At 71.1% G+C, this 13458-nt stretch carries 13 protein-coding genes; 6 read left to right on the forward strand and 7 right to left on the reverse strand.

Annotation, left to right across the window (positions count from 1 at the left end; translation table 11 throughout):
- Positions 1-498: 498 nt before the first annotated feature.
- Positions 499-1572, forward strand: a complete 1074-nt coding sequence (locus tag MFF55_RS22075; protein ID WP_238246268.1) for a tartrate dehydrogenase — start codon at positions 499-501, stop codon at positions 1570-1572.
- On the opposite strand, the gene MFF55_RS22080 is transcribed toward MFF55_RS22075, so the two are convergent.
- The gene (locus MFF55_RS22080) at positions 1569-2441 is read right to left on the reverse strand and encodes an alpha/beta fold hydrolase (RefSeq protein ID WP_238246269.1); all 873 of its coding nucleotides are present in this window, start codon (positions 2439-2441) and stop codon (positions 1569-1571) included. The genes MFF55_RS22075 and MFF55_RS22080 overlap by 4 nt on opposite strands.
- A gap of 182 nt (positions 2442-2623) precedes the next feature.
- Between MFF55_RS22080 and MFF55_RS22085 the strand changes: the two genes are divergently transcribed.
- Complete coding sequence (locus MFF55_RS22085) at positions 2624-3430, forward strand: DUF1236 domain-containing protein (protein ID WP_238246270.1); 807 nt, start codon at positions 2624-2626, stop codon at positions 3428-3430.
- Between the two features lie 114 nt (positions 3431-3544).
- Here MFF55_RS22085 and MFF55_RS22090 read toward each other — a convergent pair whose 3' ends face one another.
- Together MFF55_RS22090 and hrcA are read right to left on the reverse strand one after the other, a co-directional pair.
- A complete protein-coding gene (locus MFF55_RS22090) occupies positions 3545-3997 on the reverse strand; it encodes a BLUF domain-containing protein (protein WP_238246271.1) in 453 nt (150 codons plus the stop codon).
- Positions 3998-4367: 370 nt separating this feature from the next.
- Complete coding sequence (gene hrcA, locus MFF55_RS22095; protein ID WP_238246272.1) at positions 4368-5450, reverse strand: heat-inducible transcriptional repressor HrcA; 1083 nt, start codon at positions 5448-5450, stop codon at positions 4368-4370.
- A 198-nt stretch (positions 5451-5648) separates the two neighbouring features.
- Between hrcA and MFF55_RS22100 the strand changes: the two genes are divergently transcribed.
- From MFF55_RS22100 to rdgB, 3 genes are all read left to right on the forward strand, one after another.
- Entirely contained in the window at positions 5649-5945 is a 297-nt protein-coding gene (locus tag MFF55_RS22100; RefSeq protein WP_238246273.1) for a hypothetical protein, read from the forward strand.
- 108 nt (positions 5946-6053) lie between these two features.
- Positions 6054-6767 carry a ribonuclease PH gene (gene rph, locus MFF55_RS22105; protein ID WP_238246274.1) on the forward strand — a complete coding sequence of 238 codons (714 nt, stop codon included), beginning with the start codon at positions 6054-6056 and terminating at the stop codon, positions 6765-6767.
- Positions 6764-7429 carry an RdgB/HAM1 family non-canonical purine NTP pyrophosphatase gene (gene rdgB, locus MFF55_RS22110; RefSeq protein ID WP_238246275.1) on the forward strand — a complete coding sequence of 222 codons (666 nt, stop codon included), beginning with the start codon at positions 6764-6766 and terminating at the stop codon, positions 7427-7429. The genes rph and rdgB overlap by 4 nt, the downstream gene beginning before the upstream one ends.
- On the opposite strand, the gene MFF55_RS22115 is transcribed toward rdgB, so the two are convergent.
- The 3 genes from MFF55_RS22115 to asnB all read right to left on the reverse strand — a co-directional run bounded on the left by MFF55_RS22115 (position 7402) and on the right by asnB (position 11040).
- Entirely contained in the window at positions 7402-8067 is a 666-nt protein-coding gene (locus tag MFF55_RS22115) for a TenA family protein (RefSeq protein WP_238246276.1), read from the reverse strand. The genes rdgB and MFF55_RS22115 overlap by 28 nt on opposite strands.
- On the reverse strand, positions 8064-8948 hold the full coding sequence (locus MFF55_RS22120) for an aldose 1-epimerase family protein (protein ID WP_238246277.1): 885 nt from the start codon (positions 8946-8948) through the stop codon (positions 8064-8066). The genes MFF55_RS22115 and MFF55_RS22120 overlap by 4 nt, the downstream gene beginning before the upstream one ends.
- Before the next feature lie 124 nt (positions 8949-9072).
- Positions 9073-11040 (reverse strand): asparagine synthase (glutamine-hydrolyzing), encoded by a 1968-nt coding sequence (asnB, locus tag MFF55_RS22125; protein ID WP_238246278.1) that lies wholly within the window; start codon positions 11038-11040, stop codon positions 9073-9075.
- Positions 11041-11299: 259 nt separating this feature from the next.
- On the opposite strand from asnB, the gene MFF55_RS22130 reads away from it, so the two are divergent.
- Positions 11300-13000, forward strand: coding sequence for a sensor histidine kinase (locus MFF55_RS22130; protein WP_238246279.1), 1701 nt, complete (start codon positions 11300-11302; stop codon positions 12998-13000).
- 307 nt (positions 13001-13307) lie between these two features.
- On the opposite strand, the gene MFF55_RS27300 is transcribed toward MFF55_RS22130, so the two are convergent.
- Positions 13308-13442, reverse strand: a complete 135-nt coding sequence (locus MFF55_RS27300) for a hypothetical protein (protein ID WP_444980379.1) — start codon at positions 13440-13442, stop codon at positions 13308-13310.
- Positions 13443-13458: the final 16 nt, after the last annotated feature.

The following is a 13458-nucleotide window of genomic DNA, read 5'->3' on the forward strand; positions in this document are numbered from 1 at the left end:
GCCTGCGGTGACCGCCCACAACGAGGCGGCACGCGAGAGAGCCTTGCAGCGGCCCGGGATGCAAGAGAACCGGGGTTCAGCGCTGGCGCAGGGCGAGGGCCGCCGACACACCGCGACGCGCGAGCAGCGCGGGCCGACACCCGTGCTGCGGGACGCCGGGGGACCGGCATGTACTGACAGCTCAGGTGGTTCCGCGGCGTCCCGCGTCACCCCTCGCCAGCCATGCCTCCGGCGCTCGCAGCGCGCGGAGCCGATGACGCGTGCGGCGCTCACACCCGGCGACAGACCGCCCGGCGGACGGAGGCCGACCGCGGGGTCGACGGATCTGGTGATCGGGTCGGTACCATCCTGCGCGAGGAGGCTTCGCCGCCAATCAGCGTTCGAAGGCCTAACGGCACGCCGCCCGCGAAATCCGTCGACGTGGGCGGCACGCGGCCATAGTTAGGCGGCAAGGCCGGGCATCCGGCCCACTGGAAGAAGAACCGCGAGGAAGGTCCCATGTCCCAGCGCCGCTACCGCATCGCCGTCATTCCGGGGGACGGCATCGGCAAGGAGGTCGTGCCCGAGGGCGTGCGGGTTCTGGAGGCCAGCGCCCGCCGACACGGCTTCAGTCTCGACCTCGACTGGTTCGACTTCGCCTCCTGCGACTACTACGCCGCGCACGGCCGGATGATGCCCGAGGATTGGAAGGCGCAGATCGGCTCGCACGACGCGATCTATTTCGGCGCGGTCGGCATGCCCGACCAGGTGCCCGACCACATCTCGCTCTGGGGCTCGCTGATCCTGTTCCGGCGCGAGTTCGACCAATACGTCAACCTGCGCCCGGTCCGGCTGATGCCCGGCGTCCCCTCCCCGCTCGCCGGCCGCAAGCCCGGCGACATCGACTTCTGGGTCGTTCGCGAGAACACCGAAGGCGAGTACTCGAACGCGGGCGGCCGGATGTTTCCGGGCACGGAGCGCGAGTTCGCGATGCAGGAATCGATCTTCACCCGCCACGGCACCGACCGGGTGCTCAAATTCGCCTTCGAGCTCGCGCGGACCCGGCCCCGGCGCCATCTCACCTCGGCGACCAAGTCGAACGGCATCTCGATCACGATGCCCTACTGGGACGAGCGGGTGCGGGCGGTGGCGCAAGGCTACCCCGACGTGACCTGGGACCAGTACCACATCGACATCCTCACCGCGCATTTCGTGCTGAACCCCGACCGCTTCGACGTGGTCGTCGCCTCCAACCTGTTCGGCGACATCCTCTCCGACCTCGGGCCGGCCTGCACCGGCACCATCGGCATCGCGCCTTCGGGCAACATCAACCCGGAGCGGCGCTTCCCCTCGGTCTTCGAGCCCGTCCACGGCTCGGCCCCCGACATCGCGGGGAAGGGCATCGCCAACCCGATCGGCCAGATCTGGTCGGGCGCGATGATGCTGGAGCATCTCGGCGAGCGGGAGGCCGCGGCCGAGATCGTCTCGGGCATCGAGCGGGTGCTCGCGAACGAGGCGACGCGCACCGGCGACCTCGGCGGCCGCGCCGACACCCGGACCTGCGGCAAGGCAGTGGCCGACGCCCTCGGCTAGCCCAGGGCCCGGCTCTCCAGCCAGGCGCCGAGAGCGGCGTTCACGGCGTCGGGCGCCTCCTGCTGGACCCAGTGCGAGGCCTCCGGAAGGCGGCGCAGGGTGAAGTCGCGGACGTAGGGGCCGTAGCCCTCGGTCAGTTCGAGGCCCAGCGCCGTGTCCCGCTCGCCCCAGATCATCAGAGTCGGAAAGTCGATCATGGGCGAGGGCGCCTCGCGGGTCAGGGCGCCGAGATTGGCGCGGTAATAGTCGATCATCGCCGTCATCGCGCCGGGCGCAAGCGCGTTCGCCCGGTACCGCGCCAGCACCTCGGGTGGGAAGGCGTCGGGCCGGACGGCCGTCCCGGTGAAGACCCGCTCCAGCCCCGCGGCGCGGTTGGCGGTGAGCAGGGCCTCGGGCAGGCGCGGGATCTGGAAGAAGCCGGCGTACCAGGACCGCGCCCGCTGCCGCCAGGAGCGGCGGATCACCGCCCGGAAGACCGCCGGATGGGGCACGTTGAGGATCACGAGCCCGTCGAGGGGGCGTGCCCGCTGCATGGCGAAGGTCCAGGCGATCAGCCCGCCCCAATCATGCGCGACGAGGAGCCTGCGCCGGGCGCCCAGCGCATCGAACAGGGCGGCGGCATCCGCGACGAGGTGCGCGAGGCGGTAGGCGCGCTGCTCGCGCGGACGGCTGCTTTCGCCGTAGCCGCGCAGGTCCGGGGCGACGGCGTGCCAGCCTCGGGCGGCCAGGACGGGGAGCTGGTGGCGCCAGGAGAGGCGCGCCTCCGGGAAGCCGTGCAGGCACAAGGCGACGTCCGGGCCCGATCCGGCCTCGTCGACGGCGAAGCGCAGGCCGTTCGCCTCGATCGCACGTGTGGTGATCCCGCCCACGGTCCCGTCCCGTTCCACCGTTCCGTCAAGCCAAACCACGCCATCGCGGCCACGTTCCGGGCCGGCCCGCACCCCTGCCGGAATGGGGAACGGTTTTCGGGACTGCGTCGTTGCGGGGCGGGTTGCGGGTCGATCGGCAGCACCGGAACCGGGCCGCCGGCAGCAGGGATGGAAACGACGTCATGAGTAGGTTCTTACGGAACACGATCGCGGCTGCGGTGATCGCAGCCGGCGCGGCGACGGCCTTCGCGCAGGGCGGCCCCGGCGGCGGTGGCGGTGCGGGTGGCGGAGCCGGAGGCGGCGCTGGTGGCGGCGTCGGCGCCGGTGGTGGAGCCGGCGGAGGGGCCGGCGGTGGCGTCGGTGCAGGTGGCGGAGCCGGCGGGGCTGGCGGTGGCGCGGGTCCTGCCGGGGGCGCGGGAACGCGTGGCGGGGCCAGCGGCCAGACCGGCGGACCGGCCACCGCGCCGGGCGGTGCGGGTGCCGGCAAGACCGAAACCGGCGGCGCTGGGCGGGTCGACGGGCCGACCAGCGGTGCGGGCGCGCGCGGCGCCGAGGATGCCCGTCCGGGACAGGCCGGGGAACGCGGCGGCCGGGATGCCGGCCCGGCTCAGCGCGGCGAGCGGGACGGGCGAGCCGACCGCGACGATCGTCCGGACCGGGATGTCCGCGGCGAGCGCGATGGCCGCGGCGACCGGGGCGGCCGCGTCGACCGCTCCGAGGTGCGCGGGGCTGTCTCTCGCCTCGACACCCGCCAGCGCACGGAGTTCCGGCAGACCGTGACGCGCTCGGGCATCGCCCCGCTGCGCGGCGTCGACTTCCGGGTCAGCGTCGGCACGCGGGTGCCCCGCTCGGTGCGCCTGAGCCCGATCCCGGCCGCCCTCGTCACGCTGGTGCCGGCCTATCGCGGCTACGAGGTCGTCGTCGTCGAGGACGACATCTTGATCATCGACCCCGACACCCTCGAGATCGTGGACGTGATCCAGGGCTGATGGCTCTTGAACGTGGGCGGAGCTTCGGCTCCGCCCACGATTACAGCTGTTGCTGCGATGGCCGGCATCTGCGGATCGGAAGCGGCATGCACCCGATCCGTTTCCCGTGCGTCCTCAGCCTACCAAGCGCTGCGGCTGGCGCTTGGCCTGTTCGAACGCCTGCAGATCGAGGGCGAGAGCGATGACCTGGCTGCTCTTCAGCTTCGCCGGATCCAAGGCGCCGCCAATGCCGTGCCCGAGATAGACCTCCTGCACCTCGGGCGTGCGCATCGCTCCGCCCATGGTCCAGTTCGGGAACAGGCGGTCGGGCACGTCCCGAACGTTGATGATGGTTGCGCCCGTGTGGCGCGGATCGCGCCCGATGCGGTTGTAGGTCTCGACCACCTTGGCACGCTCGCCTTCAAGGATTTGCACAAACCAAGTCTTGTCGAAGATGAGAAACCCGGTCACGCCATCACGACTGTTGTTTCTCTGTGAAGCCGAAACGATGTCTCTCATATTGGTCAACATCTCCCGATCACCGCCGCTGACTGCGTTGCGGCTGTAATATACGAGCTGATGTATCATTGGATTTTCCCCGCCATCGAGATGGATATTTTTGTTCTCAGTTATGCAGATCGCAGCAAATTTAGCGAATACTGCTCAATATATGAGTTCAGTTTAGGTGTTTCGCCGCCAAGTTTCAGGACCCTGCGCTTCCTACGATCGGTCGCGGAATGGGTTATGCGATCCAAGACTTAAAGAATGCTGATGCCATTCGTCCCCGTCGCGGCTGACGAGCGTCGATTCGCTGAGATTGCTCTTGAAGAATGCTCGCGAGGGCCGGATGATCTTCCGACCCTGCCACGGACGCGCTCGTCATACGATCGGTCGATGAGCCTCCAGCCTGCGATGTCGGCAGTCCTGGAAGGCTCGAAGGCGGTGCGCCGGTGTCGGTTCACCCTCGATCGAGCAGGCGCGAGACCACACGCGCCGTGTAATCGACCATCGGCACGATGCGGGCGTAGTTGAGCCGGGTCGGGCCGATGACGCCAACGACGCCGACGATCTTCTGCGAGCCGTCACGGAACGGCGCCGCGATCATCGACGAGCCGGAGAGCGAGAAGAGCTTGTTCTCCGAGCCGATGAAGATGCGCACGCCCTCGCCGCCCTCGGCCCGGGCAAGCAGCTCGATCACGTCCTTCTGCGTCTCGAGGTCGTTGAACAGCAACCGGATGCGCTCGAGGTCCTCCGCCGCGCGCAGGTCCTCGAGGAGGTTGGCCTGGCCGCGCACGATGAGCTGGCGGGCGTCCGACGGCCCGACGCTGGTGGCGAGCCCGGCATCGACGAGGCGCTCGGTGATGGCGTCGAGCTCGCGCTTCATCGCCTGCCGTCCGGCCTCGATCTCGGCGCGGAGCGTCCCCAGCGTCCGGCCCTGCAGGCGCGCGTTGAGGAAGTTCGAGGCCTCCTGCAGGGTGCTCGCGGGCAGGCCGGCGGGCAGGTCGAGCAGGCGGTTCTCGACCGAGCCGTCATCCGAGACGAGGACGACCAGCGCCCGGTTCGGATCGAGCCGCACGAACTCGATGTGCTTGAGATGGACGTTGGTCTTCGTCGTGACCACGACCCCGGCGCCGCGCGAGATGCCCGAGAGCAGGGTCGAGGCTTCGGCCAGCGCGCTCTCGAAGGTGTGGCCGGAGGCGGCCGCCCGCATCTGCGCCTCGATCCGCTCCTGCTCCTCCCGGCCGACATCGCCGAGCTCCAGCATGGCGTCGACGAAGAAGCGCAGGCCCAGCTCCGTCGGCAGCCGGCCGGCCGAGGTATGTGGCGCGAAGATCAGGCCGGAATGCTCCAGATCCGACATCACGTTGCGGATGGAGGCAGGAGACAGGGTCATCGGCAGGATGCGCGCGAGGTTGCGCGACCCCATCGGCTCGCCGGTGGAGAGATAGCCCTCGACGATCTGGCGAAAGATCTCCTTCGCCCGCGCGTCGAGCGAGGCGGCCGGGTGCGGATCGGGGAAAGGGCGCGGGTGCTCGGTCACAGATGAGATCCTAAGCGCCGATTGTGTTCACGTCCTGCCCTTCGCACAATCCTTCACGGTGGAGGTCGAAGCTCCGGTGGGCAAATAAAGCCGCACGCCACCCTGTGCCGATCCGTGACTTTGCGCGTTTCACACCGCCCTCGGGTCCTCATCCTGCACCAAAGGGCGAGCCCGACACATCTCACTTCGGAGACACACATGGTGAAACACCCCGCTGGATACACCCTCGCACGATCGCTCGCGATCGTGCTCGCCGTCGTTGGCGCGATGCTCTTCGCCGCCCCGCAGGGCGCCCAGGCCGCTCCGACGATCGCCTCGGCAGGGGTCGCCGGCTCTCCCGCCGGCCTCACCGAGGTGCGCTGGAAGCACAAGCACTTCCGTCACCATCACCACCGCCGGCATTTCGGCCATTACCGCGGCCGCCATTACGGGCACTACCGCCATCATCGTCACCACCGCTTCCACCGTCATCACGGGCGCCGCTTCCGCTTCTGATCACGGATCGGCATGGGGCGCTGCGCGTCCCGTGCCGCTCGTCCGCCCTTGCTGCGGCCGGTGGCAGGGCCTAAGCACCCGCCCTGGCACCGGACCGGGAGAGCGACGATGCGGCCCTCGAAGCGCGCGAACGACGAATTGCGCAGCGTGACGCTGGAGCGCGCCGTCGCCCGATACGCGGAAGGCTCCTGCCTCGTCAGCTTCGGCGAGACCAAGGTGCTGTGCACGGCCTCGCTCGAGGAGCGCGGGCCGCCCTGGCTGCGCGGTTCCGGCAAGGGTTGGGTGACGGCCGAGTACGCGATGCTTCCCCGCGCCACGCACGAGCGCACCCGCCGCGAGGTCACCTCCGGAAAGCCTTCGGGTCGGACGCAGGAGATCCAGCGCCTCATCGGCCGAAGCCTGCGTGCCGTCACCAACCTGCCCGCCATCGGCGAGCGGCAGATCACCGTCGATTGCGACGTGCTCCAGGCGGACGGCGGCACTCGCACGGCGGCGATCACCGGCGCCTGGGTGGCGCTGCACGATTGCTTCGCCTGGATGCGGGGTCGCTCGATCATCTCGGTCGATCCCCTGCGCGAGCACGTCGCCGCGATCTCCTGCGGCATCCATAAGGGCACGCCGGTGCTCGACCTCGACTATGCCGAGGATTCGGCGGCCGAGACCGACGCCAATTTCGTGATGACCGGGACGGGCGGCCTCGTCGAGGTGCAGGGCACGGCCGAGGGCAAGCCGTTCTCGGAAGGGGAACTCCTCGAGCTCCTGGCGCTCGCCAAGGGCGGGATCGCCCAGCTCGTGGCGCTGCAGAAGCAGGCGATCGCGTGAGCGGGCATCGCCTCCTCACCGGCAAGGTCGTGATCGCGACCCACAACCCCGGCAAGCTCGCGGAGATGCGCGAATTGCTCGCGCCCTTCGGCGTCGAGGCGGTCTCGGCCGCCGAGCTGAGCCTGCCGGAGCCGGACGAGACCGGCACCATGTTCTCGGAGAATGCCGCCCTGAAGGCCATCGCCGCGGCCGAGGCGGCCGACCTCCCCGCCTTCGCCGACGATTCAGGTCTCTGCGTCGATGCGCTCGACGGGGCGCCGGGGCTGTTCTCGGCGCGCTGGGCCGGGCCGGACAAGGATTTTTCGGGCGCGATGGCCCGGATCGAGCGGGAGCTCGCCGCCCGGGGGGCGACGAACCGGCGCGCGCATTTCGTGTCGGCGCTCGTGGTCGCCTGGCCGGACGGGCACATCGAGACCTTCGAGGGCCGCGTCTTCGGCGAGCTCGTGGAGCCCCGGGGGACGCAGGGCTTCGGCTACGACCCGATGTTCCGGCCCGACGGCCACGACCGCACCTTCGGCGAGATCTCTTCGGACGAGAAGCACGGGGTCAACTGGACGACCGGCACCGCCCTCTCGCACCGGGCGCGCGCCTTCGTGCTCCTGGCCCAGGCCTGCCTGCGGCGGCCGGGCGGCGTTCACACCGGCCAGCCGGCCTCGCGGTAGGCGCCGTCCCAGAACAGCCATTCGAGCTGCGTCGCCCGGGCGAAGGCGCGGTGCATGCGCTCGCGCAAGGCCGGCGCGACACCCTCGGCAGCCGCGTCGGTCGCCGCGATCATCGCGGTGACGGCCGCGAAAAAGTCCTCGCCCGCATAGGTGTCGATCCAGGCCCGGTAGGGATTGTCGGCCGCTGCCCTTGCGTGGATGTCGCGGCCGACCTCCGCGTAGATCCAGAAGCAGGGCAGGAGCGCACCGAGCAGGATCTCGTAGGGCTCCGCATAAGCCGTGGCGAGAAGATACGACACGTAGTGGTCGCAGGCCGGCGAGAGCGGCGTCGCGGCAAACGCCTCCGGCGTGATCCCCTCATCGCGAAAAAACCCGCCATGCAGCGCCCGCTCGACCACGATTGCGGTCTCGGCGGCGCGGGCGAACTGGACGATGCGATCGGGATCCGGCGCCTTGGCGGCGGCGAGCGCCAGGGCCCGGCCGAAGCCGATCAGGTAGTGGGCGTCCTGCAGGATGTAGTGGCGGAATCGGCTCCGGCGCAGCGTGCCGGCGGCGAGCTCGGCATTGAAGGGCATCGTGCGGATCGCCTCGTAGACCGCTGCGTTGCGCGCCCAGGCCTCGGCCGAGAAGGCGCTCACGACAGGCCCTCCAGGCTCAGCGTCACGCCGTGCCGGGCCTCGGTGCCGGGCGCCAGGAGGCGCTGCGCGTCGCGCTCGGCCAATTCGCCAGCAAACCCGGCCCAGTCGGCATGGCCCGTCCAGCATTCGAGGGACAGGAAGGGCGCGGTCGGCTTCGTCCAGACCGCGAGATGGGGGAAGTCGGCGACGTCCATCCGGATCGCCCGGCCCTCCGGCCCGGTGAAGCGCATCCAGCGGCTGCGGGCCTCGCGAAACACCAGGGCTTCGGTGAAGATCTCGGGATCGAGCGGAAGCACGGTGCCGTCGAGCGGGATCGGCCGCTCCGTGCGCAGCAGCAGACCGCCGGGGCCGACTTCCGGGGCGGAAGGCCGCTCGGGATGCTCGAAGGCGACGGCGTGGCCGCCGCTCGCCCGGCGCTCGCCGCCGGCGAAGGGCCAGGGGAAGGCGGGATGGAAGCCCAGCGCGTAGGGCAGCGCCGCATCGCCGGGATTGGCGACGACGATCTCGAAGGCGAGGCTGGCGGGGCTCACCCGCGCCGTGATGTCGAGCCGGAACGGGAAGGGATAATGGGCCTTCGTGCCCTCGCTGTCGGCGAGCCGGAAGGTGGCGCGATCGGCCTCCCGCGCCACCACCGTGAAGGGCAGGTCGCGGGCGAAGCCGTGCTGGGCCATGGGGTAGGACTTGCCCGCGACGCGCACCATCCCCTCCGCGGAAGCCCCGACGACGGGGAAGAGCCAGGGCGCGTGCCGGTTCCAATGCGCAGGGTCGCCGCTCCAGAGGTATTCCCGTCCGCCGACCTGCCAGGAGACCGGCTCGGCCCCCTCGCAGGCGATCACCGCACGAGTGCCGTCGGCCGATTCGATGGTGATCCGCTCGCTCATTCGCCCTCTCCCTTGTCCGGCGAGCTATACGGGTCGCAGAGGCGGAACAGAATGGGCTTAACCCGCCTCTCCTCCCCCTTGCGGGGAGGAGTTGGAGGTGGGGGTGGCTGGGTGACCCTGCCGCTCACCACGCGGAACCATCCCTAACCCCCTTCCCATAAGGGGAGGGAGGTTGCTCGGCTTTGGTTTGCACCCGTCGCCAAGCCTCGAACATCAGCACCGGCCACAGGCCCACCGCGTGGTTGTGGCCCCCGCTCAGGTGCTCGTCGAGCATCCGGCGCACCCTCGCGCGGTCGAGGAAGCCGCCCCCGCAATCCGGATCGGACAGGAGGTCGCCGGCGTAGCTGCGGAGCGGACCCCTCAGCCAGGCGGCGAGCGGCGGGGCGAAGCCCTGCTTGCGCCGCTCGAAGAGCGAGCGCGATACGTGCCGGGCCAGAACCTCGCGCAGGATCCATTTGCGCCGGCCGTCGCGGACCAGAAGCCGGCGCGGCAGGGTCCAGGCGAACTCCACCACCGCCCGGTCGAGGAGCGGCACCCGCGCTTCGAGGCCGACGGCCATGCTGGCACGGTCCACCTTGGCGAGCACGTCGTCCGGCAGGTAGGCGAGGCTGTCGAGGCGCCGCATCCGGTCGAGCAGCGGGCTCTCGCCGGGCGCATCCATCGGGCTCGGCAATCCCGGCACGTCCCGCGCCAGGGCTTGCGCCGCGGGGTTCAAGGTGAGGAGCCGGCCATAGAGCGAGAAGGCGTCGCCGCCGAGCTGGGCTGCCGCCTTGCGTAGGCGGTCGGCACCGTCCGGGCCGCCCCAGGGTTCGGGCAAGGCGCGGGCGATCTGCCGGGCCGCGCCGGCGGGAAGTCGCGCGAGCGCGCCGGCCGCGAGGCTGCGCAGGGCGCGGGGCACCGGCTCGATCCGCTCAGCGAAGCGCTCGGCCAGCGCGTAGCGATCGTAGCCGCCGAAGAGCTCGTCGCCGCCATCGCCCGAGAGCGCCACGGTGATGCCGGCCTGCCGGGTCGCGGCGCAGAGGAGGTAGGTCGGCAGGCCCGAAGGGTCGGCCAGGGGCTCGTCGTAGATCTCGGGCAGGCGCTCCACCAGGGCGAGCGCGTCGGCCTCGCGCACGGGGAGCGTGGTGTGGTCGGTCCCGAGATGCCGGGCGATCGCCGCGGCGTGGCCGCTCTCGTCGAAGCGGGGATCGTCGGTGAAGCCGACGGCGAAGGTTCTGGGAGTCTCGCCGCCCGCTTTGCGCATCAGCGCGACGACGAGGGAGGAATCGATGCCGCCGGACAGGAAGGCGCCCAGCGGCACGTCGCTCGTCATCTGCCGGCGCACGGCCGCCGCCAGCAGCGTTTCGAGGCGTTCGACCCCCTCGGCGTCCGAGCCTGCGAAGGGGGCGGACCGGCCGGCGGCGACCGCGTCGTCGAGGCGCCAGTAGGTGGCGAGGCGCGGCGTCTCCCCGAGCCGCCAGGAGAGCAGGCCGCCCGGTTCGAGCTTGCGGATGCCGGTCCAGATCGCGCCCGGCGCCGGCACGTAGCCGTGGCGCAGGAGGCTCGACACGGCGCGCGCATTGATCTCCGGAGCGAAGCCCGGGCAGGCCGCGAGCGCCGCCAGCGTCGAGCCGAACAGCACGCGCTCCGGGCTCGCGGCGTAGAAGAGCGGCTTCACGCCCATGCGGTCGCGGGCGAGCCAGAGCCGCCGCTCATGGCGATCGTAGACCGCGAAGGCGAAGATGCCCTCGACCCGCTCCAGCGCCCCGGCGACGCCGTGGCGGGCGATCAGTTCGACCAGGATCTCGGTGTCCGAGGTGCCGCGGAACCCGTGGCCCGCCGCGCTCAGCGCGGAGCGCTCGTCGGAGGCGTCGTAGAGCTCGCCGTTGTAGCTCACGACCCAGCGCCCATCGCCCGAGACCATCGGCTGCGCGCCGGCCGGGCTCAGCTCGACGATGGCGAGGCGGCGATGGCCGAGCGCCGCGCCGGCCTCGCACCAGACGCCCCGCCCGTCCGGCCCGCGATGGGCGAGCGCGTCCGCCATGAGGCCGGCCCAAGCCGCGAGTTGATCGGGCGGGAGGCGTGGATCGACGAGCCCGGCAATGCCGCACATGGGGTCAGGTCATTCGCTCGGGTTCGAGACCGGGGGGCCGGGAGCGCCGCGGACGTTATCCGGAGATGCCGGGTTCGGGAATGGTGGCGTTTCGATCACCAGACGGCACTTTCGGGTTCCGTTGCCACCGATGCGCGAAAAAGCCTCTCGCGCAATCGGATTTCCGGTGCGGCGACGCGCCGAGTTCAGCCATAAAGGTCGTGCCAAGCTGATTCGCGCCAGCGGGTTCCGCCGCCCGGTCCGGGCTTGATCACGCACCATGACCCTCAGCACCCGCATCGTCGCCCTCGTCCTCCTGGCCCTCGTCCCGGCGATCGCCGTCCAGACGTTCAACGAGCATGCCCTGCGCACCGCCCGCGAGGACGCGGTCCGCGCCAGCGCCCTGCGCGGTGCCCAGGCCGTCACTGACGACCTGACGAAGTTCGCCGCCGGGACGAGGCAGGTCCTCGACATCCTCGCCGAGGCGCCGGCGATCCGTGACTGGGACCCGGCCGGCTGCGTCGAGCTGCTCCGCGCCGCCGTCGGCAAGCTCTCGGGCGCCAGCATCCTCCTCGTCGTGGACGCGCAGGGCACGCTGGTCTGCAACAGCCGTGGCGCCGGACCCGGCGCCTATTCCATCGCCGACCGCAACTATTTCCGGACGCTGATGGCGACGGGGTCCTTCGTGATCGGCGAGTACGTCGTCGGACGGGGGAGCCTGCGTCCGACCTTCCAGCTCGCCGTCCCGCTGACCGACGGCGGCGGCACGCCGACCGGCGCCATCATCGTCGGGCTCGATCCCCAATGGCTGGGCGCCCGCCTCGCCCAGACCGGCCTGCCGAATGACGCCAGCCTCACGGTCATCGACCGCAACGGCGTCATCCTGGCGCGCAGCCCGGATGCAGGGACCTGGGTCGGTCAGGCGCCGACGGCCGAATTCCATGAGGGTCTCTACGCCGCGATCGCGAAGGGCGGCGTCACGGAGATGGTCGGCCTGCGCGGGCATCCGCGCGTCATGGGCGTCCTGAACCCGGACGGAGCCCTCGACGGCATGACCGTCGCCGTCGGCCTCTCGCGGGAGGCCGCCTTCGCCGACATCGACGCGGCGACGCGGCGCGGGGCGATCCTCATCCTGGGCGGCACCCTCATCGCCGTGGCGGCCGCGCTGGTGGCCGGGCGCGCCTTCATCCGGCGGCCGGTGCGGCACCTGCTCAAGGCCTCGAAGATCTGGCGCTCGGGCGATCTCAGCGCCCGTTCCGGGCTCGCCGGCCACTCCGAATTCGGGCAGCTCGGCCAAGCCTTCGACAGCATGGCCGCCGCCCTGCAGAAGCACGAGGGCGACCTCCAGGCCGAGCTCGGCCGCAGCCGGGCGCTCCAGGAGCAGCAGGTCACGATGCTGCACGAGCTGAACCATCGGGTGAAGAACACGCTGGCCACCGTGCAGTCGCTCGCCCGCCAGTCGAAGGGCGGCGAGGCCGAGGTCATGCAGCTGGAAGGCCGCATCCTCGCCCTCTCCAAGACCCACGACCTGCTGACCCGGGACGACTGGACCGGCGCCCCCTTGCGCGCCGTGCTGGAGAACGAGCTCGGCCCCTATCGCAGCGGCAGCGACCACGTCGCCCTCGACGGCCCCGACGTGGACCTGCCGCCGCGCTACGTCCTGGCGCTCGGGATGACGGCGCACGAGCTCACCACCAACGCGGCGAAGTACGGCGCCCTCTCGACCTCTGAGGGCCGGATCGCCGTGGCCTGGCGGACGGTGCCGGATGCGGAGGGCGGGCAGCGCCTGCAGATCGACTGGCGCGAGGAGGGCGGGCCGCCGGTCGCGCCGCCGCAGCGGCGCGGGTTCGGCACGCGGCTGATCACCGGCGGCATCGCCCGCGAGCTCTCGGGCGAGGTACGGCTGCGGTTCGAGCCCGAGGGCCTGCGCTGCGCCATCGACGTGCCGCTGGAGGCGGTCCAGCCGGTGATGACGCACTGACCGCTCCGGTTCGCGTCCGCCTCTCGCCACCACCGTGTCCCCTGATCTCACGGGAGTCGAGAACCGCCCTCTCCCTACCAACCGCCGTCATTCCGGGGCGCCGTCCGGGTCTGGCCTTTGGCCAGTCCGAGGACAGGCTCCGGCGAACCCGAAATCCAGAACCGCTTCGGGTGCCAAGCATGGCTGTGTCGGCGGCTCTGGGTTCCGGGCTCGCCTGCGGCGCCCCGGAATGACAAAGGGTGGAGCTTCGCGAACGGTGGACCTGATAGGCCGCGAAGGGAGGAGGCGCACCCTCCCCTGCATCGCCTCAAACCCCCAGCGACACCTTGAATCTGCGGCAAAGCCCGTCGAGCTCGTCCGCCGTCTCGTAGCGGATGCGGATCTCGCCGGGGCCGCCATTGGCCGCGCGCAGCGAGACGGGAACGCCGAGCGCCCGGGCCATGGCCTGTTCGAGGTTG

The organism is Methylobacterium iners, from assembly GCF_022179305.1.
In the GTDB taxonomy this organism is placed as follows: Bacteria; Pseudomonadota; Alphaproteobacteria; order Rhizobiales; family Beijerinckiaceae; genus Methylobacterium; species Methylobacterium iners.